Genomic DNA, 13,310 nt, shown 5'->3' with positions numbered 1-13,310 from the left:
TCGGATAGTGGGCCCTCCGCGGGATGCCCCCACGGCGGGGCGCCCGAAACCGAGGCGTCCGGCCGCCGCGCGGCTGTGGGCTCGCCGTCACCGGTCGGGACGGCCTTACCGGTCGACGACGGCCTTACCGGTCGACGACGGCCTTACCGGTCGACGACGGCCTTACCGGTCGACGACGGCCTTACCGGTCGAAGACGGCTTTGCTGACCTCGGCGGGGTTGTGGAACTCCTTCTTCCCGAGGTGGGAGATCCGTTCGGTGATCTCCGGGGACGCGTGGTTGTCCTCGGCGACCTTCCGAAGCTGCTCGGAACTGGCCGGGTACTCCGCTCCGGACAGGGCTTTCTGCAGATCAGGGGGGCTGATACCCGCCATGGCTCCTCCAGGCGGTGAGATGGTCGGTCATCGGGCGCGCCGCACACCGCGCCGCGCCGGACCGGTCAGGTACCCGGCCCGAGGAAGCGGATTCAGGAATGCCGCCGCGCGCTGGGGGGCCGCGGCGCACGGGTACTCAGGGGGCTCCGGAACAGCCACGGGACCGCGCGGAGAGGACCCGGCGCGCGAGCACAACCGCCGACGAGTCCGACCGCCGAACGAGGGGACCGGGGCGCGGACGGGACCGTCCGCGGGCCGCCTTGACGCCCCCTGGGGGGCGACCTAGCGTGACCGGACACGTCCGGACAGGCAGGGGCAGGTGGCCAGGCGCATGACGTCCCCGCAGGACCCCCTCGGCGGCGCGTCCGCCGGCCGCTCCCCCCGGGTGGAGACGCACGGGCTGGACGTGATCGGGGACGCGGAGCGCCGGGGCACCCCGCGCACCCTGTTCTGGCCCTGGTTCGGGGCCAACGTCTCCGTCCTCGGCCTCGGCTACGGCGCCTTCGTGTACGGCTTCGGCATCTCCTTCCGGCAGGCCCTCGCCGCCGGTGTGCTCGGCATCGTCGTCTCGTTCCTGCTGTGCGGCTTCACAGCGGTCGCCGGGAAGCGCGGCTCGGCACCCACCATGGTGCTGAGCCGTGCGGCCTACGGCGTGCGCGGCAACCGGCTGCCCTCCGTCATCTCCTGGCTGCTCACCGTCGGTTGGGAGACCGTCCTCACCGCTCTCGCCACGATGGCCACGGCGACGGTCTTCAGCCGCCTCGGCCGGGGCGGCGGCACCGGCACCGAGGTGGTGGCCCTCATGGTGGTGGCCGCGCTGACCGTCGTGGGCGGGGTCATGGGCTTCGACCTGATCATGCGGATCCAGACCGGGATCACCGTGGTCACGGGCGTGCTGACGCTCGTCTACATCGCGCTCGTCGCCGACCGCGTCCACTGGAGCACGGTGAGCGCCGTACCGGCGGGTTCGGCGCAGCAGTTCATCGGCGCGCTGGTGTTCATGATGACCGGCTTCGGCCTGGGCTGGGTCAACGCCGCCGCCGACTACTCCCGCTACCTGCCCCGCGGTTCCGCCGGCCGGGCGGTGATCGGCTGGACCGTCTTCGGCGCCTCCCTGGCTCCGCTGGTCCTGCTGGTCTTCGGTCTGCTGCTGGCGGGCTCCTCGCCGAAGCTGAGCGCGGCGATCGCGGCCGACCCGGTCGGCGCGCTGACGACGATCCTGCCGACCTGGTTCCTGGTGCCGTTCGCCGTGGTCGCCGTCCTCGGTCTGGTCGGCGGCGCCGTCCTCGACATCTACTCCTCCGGGCTGGCCCTGCTCTCCGCCGGGGTGCGGGTGCCCCGCTGGCTGGCCGCGTTCTTCGACGGACTGCTGATGATCGCCGGCGCGGTCTACATCGTGTTCTTCGCCGACAACTTCCTCGGCCAGTTCATGGGCTTCCTCACCACACTGGGTGTGCCCATCGCCGCCTGGGCCGGCATCATGCTCGCCGACCTGGCCCTGCGCCGCCGCGACTACGACGAGGGCGATCTGTACCGCCCGGACGGCCGCTACGGCGACGTCCCCCTCGTCCCGCTGTTCCTCACCCTCGCCGCCACCGCCGTCGGCTGGGGTCTCGTCACCAACACCTCCGCGACCTGGCTGACCTGGCAGGGCTACCTGCTGGAGCCGTTCGGGCTCGGCGGCCGGACCGGCTCCTGGGCATACGCCAACCTCGGCGTGCTGGCGGCCCTGGCACTCGCCTTCCTCGGCACGCTGCTGCTGGGCCGGGGCCGGGTACGGGACCAGGAGGCCCAGGCGCCCAGCCCGGCGCCCCGCCGGGAAGCACCGAACGCGTGAGCCCGGAAGGAACGCCGAGCGACCGGTGACCCAGGAAGGGAGCCGAGCGGACGAGCGCCGCGAGCCCCGCCGTCAAGGAAGGGGCAAGGGCGTCGAGGTGTCGAGCCAATGAGCGTCGGACCTCTCGCCGTCATCGACACACAGCGCGTCTTCGCCGATCCGGCGAGCCCCTGGGCCGCGCCCCGGTTCGCCGGCGCGGCGGCGGGCGTACGCGGCCTGCCGGCCGCCTTCGCGAGCCGTGTCACCTTCATCCTCTTCCTGGCCCCGAGCAGTCGGCGGGGCGCCGCGCCCGTGCCCCGGTCGCTCCCACCGCCCCCCGACCTCCCGCGGATCTCCACGCATGCCCTTGACCTCACCGGGTACGCGTCGCGGGAGCCCGCCCGGGCACCAGCCCGCCCGGGCGGGACGTAAGACCGCCGCTACCTGGGGATCAGCCATGGAGACATCCGCACACGACGACCTGCCCACGCCGGCCCAGCAGGCATTGGACGCGCTGGCCGTGAACGCCGAGGACCAGGCCGCCCTGGACACCCTCGCCCACAGTGACGTACTCGTCCCGGTTCCGGACGACGCGGTGGACGGGGAGGGCGCCGACGCCACGACGGTGGCCCTGCCGATCCTGGAACAGCCCGGAGGTGATCCGGTCGTCCCGGTGTTCACCACGGAGGGCGAGATGACCGAGCTGCTGCCGTTCGTCTCGCGCTACCGGCTGATCCCGCTCGGCGCGCTCGCCTCGCAGTGGCCCGACGAGGACCTCTCCCTCGCCATCGACGGCAGCTCCGCCCACGCGCTGACGCTCACGTCGCAGGGGGTCCGCACGCTGCTGGCCCGGTGATCCGGCGCCCGTCAGCGATCACCCCGTCCCCCCGGGCTTCACAATGAGCCCATGGAATACATCGCCGGCGTGGCGGGGGCCCTGGTCCTGGCCCTGGTCCTGACCAGCATCCTCCGCACCCTGGTGGTGCCTCGCGGCCTCTACTCCGTGCTGGTGTTCCGCCTCTGGTGGCTGCTGCGCCGGGCACTCCGGCTCAGGGCGGTGCGCGGCGGCTACGACGCCATCGACCGCGCCCAGACGTGGCTCGCGCCGCTGATGCTGGTCGGCATGCTCGCCAGCTGGCTGGCGGGCGCTCTCCTCGGCTTCGGGTTCCTCCTCTACGCGCTGTCGCCGCTGTCCTGGGCCACCGCGTTCCGGGAGGCCGGTTCCAGCCTGTTCACGCTGGGCTTCGCGAGCGGCGCCCGGCTGAAGCTGTCGGTGCTCGACTTCATGGCCGCGGCCACCGGGCCGGTCCTGATCGCCCTCCAGATCGCCTATCTGCCCACCCTGTACGCCGCCTACAACCGCCGCGAACTGGAGGTCACCCTGCTCCAGTCGCGGGCCGGCGAGCCCGCCTGGGGGCCGGAGATCCTCGCCCGGCAGTGGCTGGTGGACACCGAGACCGCGCTGCCCGAGCTGTACCGGGCCTGGGAGCGGCTCGCCTCGGACATGGGCGAGAGCCACTCCACCTACCCCATCCTGCTGACCTTCCGTTCCCCGCGCCCGCACCGCAGCTGGCTGGTCGGACTGGTCGCCGTGATGGACGCCGCCGCCCTCCAGCTCGCCCTGGCCCCGCGGATCGCCCCGCCGGAGGCCCGGCTGGCACTGCGCGCCGGGTTCACCGCGCTGCGGGACATCGCCCGCGCCCTGCGCATCCCCTTCGACGCCGACCCGTCGCCCGAGACACCCGTCCGGCTCACCTTCGCCGAGTTCGACGCGGCGGTGGCCATGCTGGAGGCGGCCGGCTTCCGGTCCGGGCGCACCGCCGAGGAGGCCTGGCCGCACTTCCGGGGCTGGCGGGTCAACTACGAGGCGATCGCCTACGAACTGTGCCGCCGCTGCGACGCCGTACCCGCCCTGTGGACCGGGCCCCGCGACTTCGCCGGCGGCCCCATCCCGCCGCGTCGCCCGGTGGACCGGCGGCCCGACGAAGGACGGCCGGAACTGCCCCCCACCGCCGGGTAGTCACCCGCTCTCCGGACGGGAAGATCCCAGCGGGGGACAGGTCCGGGCGAGCGCGAAGGAGCCGATGGCCGTGAGGGTCGTCCTGCTGGGTACCGCCGCCGGGGGCGGCTTCCCGCAGTGGAACTGCGCGTGCGCGCTGTGCACCGCCGCCCGGGACGGCAAACTGCCCTCCCGGACCCGGGAGTGCGCCGCCGTCACCGGCAACGGCCGCGACTGGTGGCTGCTCAACGCCTCCCCGACCTGAGGGCGCAGCTCACCGCGACCCCGGCCCTCCGGCCCGGCCCCCGGGACACCCCGCTGCGCGGCGTGCTGCTCACCGATGCCGAGGCCGACCACGTGACCGGTCTGGCCGAGCTGCGCGGGTCGCCCGGTCTGAAGGTCTACGCGACGCCGCCGGTGCGCGCCGTCCTCGGCCCCGCCCGTGCCGCGCTGGACCGCTACGCCCCCTGGGAGTGGGCCGACAGCCTGGCCGACGGCGGGTTCGTCCTGGCCGGCGGACTCGTCGTGACCGCCCACCCGCTGGGCACGAGGATCCCGAAGTACGTGCCCGCGCAGGCGCCCGGGCCGACGGGGCCGTGGGTGACGGCGTACCGCATCGAGGACCTGGCCAGTGGGGGAGTGCTGGTGTACGCGCCCTGCGTCGGCGCCTGGAGCCCCGCCCTGGACGAGTTGTGCGCCGAGGCCGACTGTGTGCTGCTGGACGGCACGTTCTTCGCGGCCGACGAGAGGGGCACGGCGATGCGCTCCGGCGCCGGACAGGGGGCCTCGCGGCATCTGCCGGTCACCGGGCCGGGCGGGTCCCTCGCCGAGCTGGCCCGCCACCCCGGCCCGCGCCGTGTCCACACGCACCTGAACAACACCAACCCGCTGCTCGACCCCGCCTCGCCCGCACGCGCACGCGTGGTCGAGAGCGGCGCCGAGATCCTGCCGGACGGGACCGAGCTGCAGCTCTAGCGTGCTAGCCCTGCTGTTCGGCCAGCATGCGGCGGAGCACGGCGCGCTGCAGCGGCAGCACCTCGGTGTGCAGCGCGCGGCCCTTGGGCGTCAGCGCGACCCACACCCCGCGCCGGTCCTCCGCGCACACCGAGCGCTCCACCAGGCCGTCCTTCTCCAGCCGGCCGATCAGCCGGGACAGCGCGCTCTGGCTGAGATGGACCCGGCCGACCAGGTTCTGCACCCGGCACTGCTCGCCCTGCTCGGGGCGCTCCGTGGCCAGGATGTCCAGCACCTCGAAGTCGCTGGCACCCAGCCCGTGCGGATGCAGGGCCCGATCGATCTCGCACATCGTGCGCGCGTGCACCGCGAGGATGTCCCGCCAGCGCTCCTCGAGCCGGGTCTCGGCCGTCGTGACTGCCATACCGGCACCGTAGCACCGATCGGGCCAGTCGTTGAGTGTGCAACTAGTGGGTGGTGCGGGTGGTCGCCGGCTCTCAGGCGGCCGGGTCCTGCAGCAGGCCGACAAGGTTGCCGTCGGTGTCCTTCACCGAGGCGACCAGCCGGCCGTTGCCGACGTCCCGCACGTCCTGGACCACCTCGGCACCCGCTCCCAGCAGGGCCGCGAGCCGCTCCCGGAGGTCGGTGACGTGCCAGAACGGCACCGGCCCCGTCAGGCCCTGCGCATGCCCGTTCGGGTCGAGGCCGATGTCCTGCCCGGCGGCCTTGAAACCGATGTAGTACGGCTCGTCGACGAACGGCTCGACGCCCAGCAGTGCGGTGAAGAGGGCCTTGGCCCGCTCCGCGTCCTTGACGGGGTAGATGATCGTCTGCAGGCCGGCGGTCATAGGACTCACTCCCTTTGGTGTGTGACCCGACGGGTTCCTCGTCGGTGCTCTCACGCTAGGTCCGCGAGCCCCGCGGCGGCTTCTCCGATCCTGACCGGTTGGCGCCGTCACTCGTTGTGCAGCACCTCGGCGATGGTGAGGCACGCCGCGAGGCGGGCGGGGATCAGCGCGCCCACGACGGAGATCAGGACACCCGTCAGGGCCGGGAGACACGTGTACACGGCCCTGGCGATCGGGGCCGGCGGCTTCCTCCTCAAGGACGTCACCCCGGAGCACCTGGCGGCGGCCGTCCGGCTCGTCGGCACCGGCGACGCCCTGCTGGCCCCGCAGATCACCCGGCCTGGTGGAGCGCTACGCCGCCGAGGCCGAGCGGACGGCCGCGGCCGTGCCCGCCGACCTGGCCGCGCTCACCCCGCGAGCGGGAGGTGCTGTCCCTGATGGGCCGGGGTCTGTCCGACGCGGAACTGGCCGCCGAGCTGACGCTCAGCGAGGCCACGGTCAAGTCCCACGTGGCCCGCATCTTCGCCGAGCCGAGCCTGCGCGACCGCGCCCAGGCGGTGGTCCTCGCCTATGAGACGGGGCTGGTGCGCCCCGGGGAGCGATGAGCGCCTCCCGAGGAGACGCCCTCGCGGGGAGGGGGGCGGGGCGGTCCGGCAGACGCGGCACCGCCGCGCGGACGCGACCGGCCATGACGTGAGCCGCAGCCGCCCGACGGCACATCGCGGCACCGTGCAGGGGGCGCCCGCCCCGGCTCGCACGGCTCGTGGAAAGCGACCCCCCGGTTCACGCGGAGGCGCGGAAGGCGCCCCTCGGTTCACGCGGAGGAGTGGAAAGCGACCCCCCGGCTCACGCGGACTCGCGGGAGGCGCGCTCCGGTTCACGCGGACTCGCGCCGTACCAGCTCCGTCGGCAGGATCACCGCCGCCGGGTCCTCACCGCCTATCTGGGCGAGCAGCACCCGGACCATCTCGTTGCTGATCCGGTCCCACGGCTGCCGGATGGTGGTGAGTGCCGGGGTGGCGGCGGTCGCCGCCGGAGAGTCGTCGAAACCGCCGACGGCGATGTCGTCCGGCACCCGCTTCCCCGCCCGGTGCAGCGCCGCGAGCACACCCTGCGCCATCAGGTCGGAGGCCACGAACACGGCGTCCATGTCCGGCGCCTGCGCCAGGAGCCGCTCCGCGCCCGCCTCACCGCTGGCCCGGCTGTAGTCGCCGGAGACGATCAGCCGCTCGTCGGCCTCGATGCCCGCCTCGGCGAGCACCTCCCGGTAGCCGGCGAGTCGCTCCACACCACCGGGGGTGTCCGGCGGACCGGTGACCACACCGATCCGGCGCCGCCCCAGCGACAGCAGATGGCGGACCATGTCCCGGGCGCCGTCCCGGTCGTCGGCGGCCACGTAACTCACCTTCGAACCGAGCCCGATCGGCTTGCCGCAGGCCACCAGCGGCACCCCCGCCTCGCGCAGTTCCTCGGCGACCGGGTCGCCGGAGTGGCTGGAGACCAGCAGCACCCCGTCCACATGTCCGGCGGTGATGTACCGCGTGATCCGCCGCCGCTCGTCCTGTGCGCCCGCCAGCATCAGCAGCAGCGGAATGTCGTGCGCGGCCAGCGCCTGGGTGCAGCCGCGCAGCAGGACGTTGAAGTTGGGGTCCTCGAAGAACCGCTCCTGCGGCTCGGTCAGCAGGAAGCCGACCGAGTCCGAACGCCCGGTGATCAGGGAACGGGCATGCCGGTTCACGACGTAGCCCGTCCTGCGGATGGCGGCGTTGACCGCTTCCTGGGCGGCGGGGCTGACGTAGTGACCGCCGTTGAGCACGCGCGAGACGGTGCCGCGCGAGACGCCCGCCTCGCGCGCCACGTCGTGGATCGTCGGCGGTCTGCGCCGGCCCCCCGTATGGCTCATGGTCATGACTTTACGGCCCCGGACAGCAGATCCAGGCTCCAGAACCGTTGAATGACCAGGAACAGGAGGATCAGCGGGAGCACCGCGAGGAACGCCCCGGTGATCACCAGGGTGTACAGCGCGGGCGTGTTCGAGCCCTGCTCCAGCAGCGTGTACAGGCCCAGCGTGAGCGGGAACTTCTCGTCGTCGCTGAGCATGATGTACGGCAGCAGGAAGTTGTTCCAGATCGCGACGAACTGGAACAGGAACACCGTGACCATTCCGGGGATCATCATCGGCAGCGCGATCCGGGTGAAGATCCGCCACTCGCTCGCCCCGTCCATCCGCCCGGCCTCCACCACGTCGGCCGGCACGGCGGCCGACGCGTAGATCCGGGCGAGGTAGACGCCGTACGGGGAGAGGATCTGCGGCAGCAGCACGGACAGGTAGGAGTCCGTGAGGTCGGCCTTCGCCAGCAGCAGGTACTGCGGGATCGCGAGGATCACCGGCGGCATCAGCACACCCGCGAGGAGGACGTTGAACACCGTCTCGCGGCCCTTGAAGCGGTAGGTCGCGAGGGCGTAGCCGCTGAACGCCGACACGGCGGTGGACAGCAGGGCGCCGAGACCCGAGAACAGCGCGGAGTTGCCCATCCACGACCAGTAGATGCCGTCGCGGTAGGCGTTCAGGTCCCTGACGTTGCCGGTGAACCCGGTGCCCGGCAGGAAGGTGAAGGTGGAGAACAGCTCGTGCCCGGACTTGGTGGACGCGATCACCACCCAGGCCACCGGCAGCAGGGTGTAGACCGCGCCCAGCAGCAGCGTGACCGTCGGGATCAGCGCGACACGGCGGCGCAGCGGCGGACCCTGGGGCGTGCCCGGGGTGGTGCCGGCGGCCGGGGCCGCCTTGCGGACGGCGAGCGTACTCATCCGGCTGCCTCCTGCTTGTTTCGACGGTTCGCGGCCCGCAGGAACCCGAAGGACAGCACCAGGGTGGCCAGCGCGATCAGGGTCGCCTCGGCGGCGGCCGCGTAGATGTCACCGCGCCGGAAGGCGTCCTGGTACACCTTCATCAGCGGACTCCAGCTCGTGTTGACGGAGTTCGTGAGCGGCTTGAGGGTGGTCGGCTCGTTGAACACCTGGAGCGTCGCGATGATCGAGAAGAAGAAGGTCAGCACCAGCGAGGGCGCCACCATCGGGATCTTGATCCGCAGCGCGATCTGCAGCGGGGTGGCGCCGTCCAGCTTCGCCGCCTCGTACACCTCCGCCGGAATGGACCTCAGCGAGGTGTAGATGACGATCATGTTGAAGCCGGTGCCGCCCCAGACCGCGATGTTGGACAGGGCGAGGTAGAGCGGACCGCCGTCCAGCAGGTCCGGCTGGGGCAGCCCGAGCCGGTCGAGCACGAAGTAGAACGGACTGACGTCCGGCAGGTACAGAAAGCCCCACATCAGCGCCGCGACCACACCCGGGATGGCGTACGGAAGGAAGATCGCCAGCCGGGTGAACGGGGCGAGCCGCACCTTGTCGGAGTCCAGCATCAGCGCGAACAGCAGCGCGAGGCCGAGCATCACCGGGACGACGATGCAGCCGTAGCCGACCACGCGCAGCGCGCCGTCGAGCAGTTCGCTGTCGTGGAAGGCCCCGGTGTAGTTCTCGAAGCCGGCCCAGACCTCCGTCCGCGCGCCCGATCCCAGGCCGAGGCCGGAGACGTGCGCCTTGCGGAAGCTGAGCCAGAGCGCGTACCCGATGGGCAGCGCGAAGAAGAGGGCGAAGAGGAGCGCGGCGGGGAGGAGGAAGGCATACGGGGCCCCCTTGACCCCGTATGCCTTCCGGCTTCGCGTGCTGGTCACCGAGAGACTCCGAAGCCCTGCTTCTTCATGTCGGCGACCGTGGCGTCCTGCATCCTGTCCAGGGCGGCGGCGAAGTCCGACCTGGTCTTCGCGGCCGTGCCGAAGGCGTCGTTGAAGGTCGCGTACGCGACGTTCACGTTCGGGCCCCAGGCGGAGGGCGCCGTGGTCTTCGCGATGTCGGCGGCCTTGGTGTAGAAGTCCGGCTGGTTGGAGAAGAACGCCGGCGGCTCGGTGAACGCGCCGCTCAACTGGGCGGAGGTGGAGGCGGGATAGATGCCGCCCTCCTTGGCCAGCGCGTTGAGGGCGTCGTGGTCGGTGTTCAGCCAGGTCGCGAACTTGGCCGCGGCCTCCTTGTGCGCGGAGTCGGTGGTGACCGCCGTGGAGGAGCCGCCCCAGCTCCCGGTGACGTCCTTGTCTGGTGACCACTGGGGGAGCGGGGCCATGGCCCACTTGCCCTTGGTGTCCGGCGCGGCCGTGGTGAGCGTGCCCGGGGCCCACACGGCGCTGACCCAGGCGATCTCCTTGCCCGTGTCGAGCGCCTTGTTCCAGGCCGGCTGGTACATGGGCTGGTTGTCGATGACGCCTTCCCTGACCAGCCCGCCCCAGAACTCGGCGACCTTCCGGGTGGCCGCGTCGTTGATGGAGACCTTCCACTTGTCGCCGGAGGTGGTCCACCACTTGGCGCCGGCCTGCTGGGCGAGACCCGCGAAGAGGCCGGAGTCGTTGGCGGAGAACGTGGTCAGGGCCCTGTCCGGCGCCTTCTTCTTCAGCGCGCGAGCCGTCTCGGCGAACTGCTCCCAGGTGGTGGGGACCTTCAGGCCGTACTTCTCGAACAGGTCCGCGCGGTAGTAGAACATCATCGGGCCGATGTCCTGCGGCACCGCGTAGACCGCGTCGGTTCCCAGCGTCGTCTGCTGCCAGACGCCCTCGGCGAACTTGTCCTTGACGTCGCCGACCTCCTCGGAGACGTCGGCCAGCGCGTCGTTGCTGACCAGCGTCGGCAGCGCCTGGTATTCGGCCTGCACCAGGTCGGGGGCCTTGTGCGCCTTGTGCGCGGTGAGGATCTTGGTGACCAGCGTGTCGCCGGACGCCTGCTTCTTCACCGTGACGGTGATGTGGTCCTTCTTGCCCGGCCCCTTGTTCCACAGGTCGACGACCTTGTCCATGCCGGGTGTCCAGGTCCAGTACGTCAGCGAGGCCGGACCGGACTCGGCCGTGCCGCCGTCCTCGGAGCCGCAGGCGGCGAGGGCGGCGGCGCCGAGAGACACGGCGACGGCGGTTGTCACGAGGCGACGACGCTTCGTGTGCGGCATGGTTTCTCCCCTGACCTGGGTCCCCGCCCGCTGCGGGGATCTGCCCTGCAGATGTGCACGTTCACATGACGGGGGTGGGTGCACTGGCGAAACCCCTGCCATGCTTCTGTGAGCGTTCACAGTAGAGAAACATCCCGGACACTTGTCAATGGTTGTTGCTGTGCGGTTATGTTGGGCTGGCGCCGCCGTTGATGTGTGTGCACGTTCCCATCTGATCGATTTCCCGGGAGAGATCCATGCCGGACACCAGCCCCAGGGGCCTCACCAGGCTCGCCTTCGGCGGGGACTACAACCCCGAGCAGTGGCCGGAAGCCGTCTGGCAGGAGGACGTCCGGCTGATGCGGGAGGCCGGCGTCACGATGGTGAGCGTCGGGATCTTCTCCTGGGCCCTGCTGGAACCGGCGCCGGGCGAGTACGACTTCGGCTGGCTGGACCGGGTCGTCGCACTCCTGCACGACAACGGCATCCGCGTCGACCTCGGCACGCCCACCGTGGTGCCGCCCGCCTGGTTCTACCGGGCGCACCCCGAGGCGCTGCCGGTCACCGCCGAGGGCCTGCGCTACGAGTTCGGCTCGCGCGGCGCCATCTGCCACAGCAACGCCGACTACCGCGCCGCCGCCGCGGCCGTCACCACCCGGCTCGCCGAGCGCTACGGCGACCACCCGGCGCTCGCGCTCTGGCACGTCCACAACGAGTACGGCGTCCCCGTCTCGGCCTGCTACTGCGAGTCCTGCGCGGCCCACTTCCGCCGCTGGCTCGCGGACACCCACGGCAGCGTGGAAGCCGTCAACGAGGCGTGGGGCACGGCCTTCTGGGGCCAGCGCTACACGGACTTCGCGCAGATCAACCCGCCCCGAGCCACCCCGACCGTCGGCAACCCGGGACAGGCGCTGGACTACAAGCGGTTCGCCGACGCCACCATCCGGGAGAACTTCCGCGCAGAGCGCGACATCCTGCACCGGCTCTCGCCGGGCGTCCCGGTCACCACCAACTTCATGACGGCCCTCAGCCAGTGCGACTCCATGGACTACTGGGCGTGGGGCCGCGAGGTCGACCTGGTCACCAACGACCACTACCTGATCACCGACGGGCGCCGCACCCACGTCAACCTCGCGATGGCCGCCGACCTCACCCGCTCCGTCGCCGGCGGCGCCCCCTGGCTGCTGCTGGAGCACTCCACGTCGGGCGTCAACTGGCAGCCGCGCAACCCCGCGAAGGCCCCCGGTCAGATGGCCCGCAACTCCCTCGCGCACGTCGCGCGCGGTTCCGACGGCGCGATGTTCTTCCAGTGGCGCCAGTCCCGGCGCGGCGCCGAGAAGTTCCACTCGGCGATGCTGCCGCACGGCGGCACGGACACGCGGGTGTGGCGCGAGGTGGTCGGACTCGGCGCCGCCGTCGACTCCCTGGCCGCCGTCCGGGGCACGCGCACGGAGGCCGACGCGGCCATGCTCTGGGACTGGCAGTCCTGGTGGGCACAGAACCTCTCCTGGCGCCCCAGCGAGGACCACGACCCGCGCGAGCGGGCCGACTCCTTCTACGAGGCCCTCTACGACCGCCACCTCACCGTCGACTTCGCCCACCCGGAAGCCGACTTGTCGAGATATCCCCTTGTCGTCGTACCGGCCCTCTATCTGACGACGGAGGCCGCCGGGGACAACCTCCGGGAGTACGTCGAGAACGGCGGCACGCTCGTGGTGTCGTACTTCTCCGGCATCGTCGACGAGCACGACGCCGTCCACGAGGGGGCCTACCCGGGCGTGCTGCGCGAGGTCCTCGGGCTGACCGTGGAGGAGTTCTCGCCGCTGCTGAAGGACGAGCGGGTGCGGCTGACCGGTCCGGACGGCTCCGCGCTGACCGGCGACGTGTGGACGGAGTTCGTGGTACCGCGCGGCGCCGAGACCGTGTGGAGCTACGCCGACGGGCTCACCGCCGGCCGCCCGGCCGTCACCCGGCACCGGCTCGGCCGCGGCACCGCCTGGTACGTCTCCACCCGCCTCGGCGCCCAGGGCCTGGACGCCCTGATCGGCCGGGCGGCCGACGACGCCGGGCTCGCTCCGCGCGCCGGCCTGCCCCGCGACGTCGAGGTCGTGCGCCGTCGCGGCGAGGCGGGCACCTTCCTCTTCGTCGTCAACCACACGACCGGCGACACCAAGGTGCCGCTGGACACACCCGGCACCGAGCTGCTGACGGGTGAACGCGCCGCGGGCCGCCTGGCGGTTCCCGCGGGGGCCGTGCGGGTCGTACGGCTCGACGGCTGAACCGGCTCCCCTCCG

Annotated in this window: 14 protein-coding genes and 1 pseudogene; 8 read left to right on the top strand and 7 right to left on the bottom strand. The window is 72.1% G+C overall.

Annotation, left to right across the window (positions count from 1 at the left end; all coding sequences use genetic code 11):
- Nucleotides 1-181: 181 nt before the first annotated feature.
- Nucleotides 182-373, bottom strand: a complete 192-nt coding sequence (locus ACZ7KF_RS22515) for a DUF2795 domain-containing protein (protein WP_471077735.1) — start codon at nt 371-373, stop codon at nt 182-184.
- 331 nt (nt 374-704) lie between these two features.
- On the opposite strand from ACZ7KF_RS22515, the gene ACZ7KF_RS22510 reads away from it, so the two are divergent.
- The 6 genes from ACZ7KF_RS22510 (at nt 705) to ACZ7KF_RS22485 (ending at nt 5,163) form a co-directional block, all read left to right on the top strand.
- Nucleotides 705-2,210, top strand: a complete 1,506-nt coding sequence (locus ACZ7KF_RS22510; protein ID WP_471077732.1) for a purine-cytosine permease family protein — start codon at nt 705-707, stop codon at nt 2,208-2,210.
- Between the two features lie 108 nt (nt 2,211-2,318).
- Nucleotides 2,319-2,621 carry a hypothetical protein gene (locus ACZ7KF_RS22505; protein ID WP_471077730.1) on the top strand — a complete coding sequence of 101 codons (303 nt, stop codon included), beginning with the start codon at nt 2,319-2,321 and terminating at the stop codon, nt 2,619-2,621.
- A 25-nt stretch (nt 2,622-2,646) separates the two neighbouring features.
- Complete coding sequence (locus ACZ7KF_RS22500; protein WP_471077727.1) at nt 2,647-3,045, top strand: SseB family protein; 399 nt, start codon at nt 2,647-2,649, stop codon at nt 3,043-3,045.
- 51 nt (nt 3,046-3,096) lie between these two features.
- Entirely contained in the window at nt 3,097-4,209 is a 1,113-nt protein-coding gene (locus ACZ7KF_RS22495) for a hypothetical protein (RefSeq protein WP_471077724.1), read from the top strand.
- Between the two features lie 64 nt (nt 4,210-4,273).
- On the top strand, nt 4,274-4,453 hold the full coding sequence (locus tag ACZ7KF_RS22490) for a hypothetical protein (RefSeq protein WP_471077720.1): 180 nt from the start codon (nt 4,274-4,276) through the stop codon (nt 4,451-4,453).
- On the top strand, nt 4,426-5,163 hold the full coding sequence (locus ACZ7KF_RS22485; RefSeq protein ID WP_471077717.1) for an MBL fold metallo-hydrolase: 738 nt from the start codon (nt 4,426-4,428) through the stop codon (nt 5,161-5,163). Before ACZ7KF_RS22490 ends, ACZ7KF_RS22485 begins: the two co-directional genes overlap by 28 nt.
- Nucleotides 5,164-5,167: 4 nt before the next feature.
- On the opposite strand, the gene ACZ7KF_RS22480 is transcribed toward ACZ7KF_RS22485, so the two are convergent.
- Both ACZ7KF_RS22480 and ACZ7KF_RS22475 read right to left on the bottom strand, forming a co-directional pair.
- A complete protein-coding gene (locus ACZ7KF_RS22480; RefSeq protein WP_471077713.1) occupies nt 5,168-5,566 on the bottom strand; it encodes a MarR family winged helix-turn-helix transcriptional regulator in 399 nt (132 codons plus the stop codon).
- A gap of 73 nt (nt 5,567-5,639) precedes the next feature.
- The gene (locus ACZ7KF_RS22475) at nt 5,640-5,990 is read right to left on the bottom strand and encodes a VOC family protein (protein WP_471077710.1); all 351 of its coding nucleotides are present in this window, start codon (nt 5,988-5,990) and stop codon (nt 5,640-5,642) included.
- 171 nt (nt 5,991-6,161) lie between these two features.
- Here ACZ7KF_RS22475 and ACZ7KF_RS22470 point away from each other — a divergent pair.
- Nucleotides 6,162-6,595 (top strand): annotated as a pseudogene (locus ACZ7KF_RS22470) (response regulator transcription factor); the annotation flags it as partial.
- A 272-nt stretch (nt 6,596-6,867) separates the two neighbouring features.
- Here the strand turns inward: ACZ7KF_RS22470 and ACZ7KF_RS22465 are convergent.
- The 4 genes from ACZ7KF_RS22465 to ACZ7KF_RS22450 are packed head-to-tail and all read right to left on the bottom strand — an operon-like array spanning nt 6,868 to nt 11,037.
- Nucleotides 6,868-7,899 carry a LacI family DNA-binding transcriptional regulator gene (locus tag ACZ7KF_RS22465; RefSeq protein WP_471077707.1) on the bottom strand — a complete coding sequence of 344 codons (1,032 nt, stop codon included), beginning with the start codon at nt 7,897-7,899 and terminating at the stop codon, nt 6,868-6,870.
- Nucleotides 7,896-8,801 carry a carbohydrate ABC transporter permease gene (locus ACZ7KF_RS22460; protein ID WP_471077704.1) on the bottom strand — a complete coding sequence of 302 codons (906 nt, stop codon included), beginning with the start codon at nt 8,799-8,801 and terminating at the stop codon, nt 7,896-7,898. Before ACZ7KF_RS22460 ends, ACZ7KF_RS22465 begins: the two co-directional genes overlap by 4 nt.
- The gene (locus ACZ7KF_RS22455) at nt 8,798-9,724 is read right to left on the bottom strand and encodes a carbohydrate ABC transporter permease (RefSeq protein ID WP_471077701.1); all 927 of its coding nucleotides are present in this window, start codon (nt 9,722-9,724) and stop codon (nt 8,798-8,800) included. Before ACZ7KF_RS22455 ends, ACZ7KF_RS22460 begins: the two co-directional genes overlap by 4 nt.
- Nucleotides 9,721-11,037: an extracellular solute-binding protein gene (locus tag ACZ7KF_RS22450; RefSeq protein ID WP_471077698.1), complete on the bottom strand. Its 1,317-nt coding sequence runs from the start codon at nt 11,035-11,037 to the stop codon at nt 9,721-9,723. The genes ACZ7KF_RS22455 and ACZ7KF_RS22450 overlap by 4 nt, the downstream gene beginning before the upstream one ends.
- A 236-nt stretch (nt 11,038-11,273) precedes the next feature.
- Here ACZ7KF_RS22450 and ACZ7KF_RS22445 point away from each other — a divergent pair, with 236 nt between their 5' ends.
- Nucleotides 11,274-13,295: a beta-galactosidase gene (locus tag ACZ7KF_RS22445; protein ID WP_471077695.1), complete on the top strand. Its 2,022-nt coding sequence runs from the start codon at nt 11,274-11,276 to the stop codon at nt 13,293-13,295.
- Nucleotides 13,296-13,310 lie beyond the last annotated feature (15 nt).

Source organism: Streptomyces sp. NPDC038200 (genome assembly GCF_055600785.1).
The sequence above is the reverse complement of the archived record's forward strand: the minus strand, read 5'-3'. Positions and strand labels throughout refer to the sequence as shown.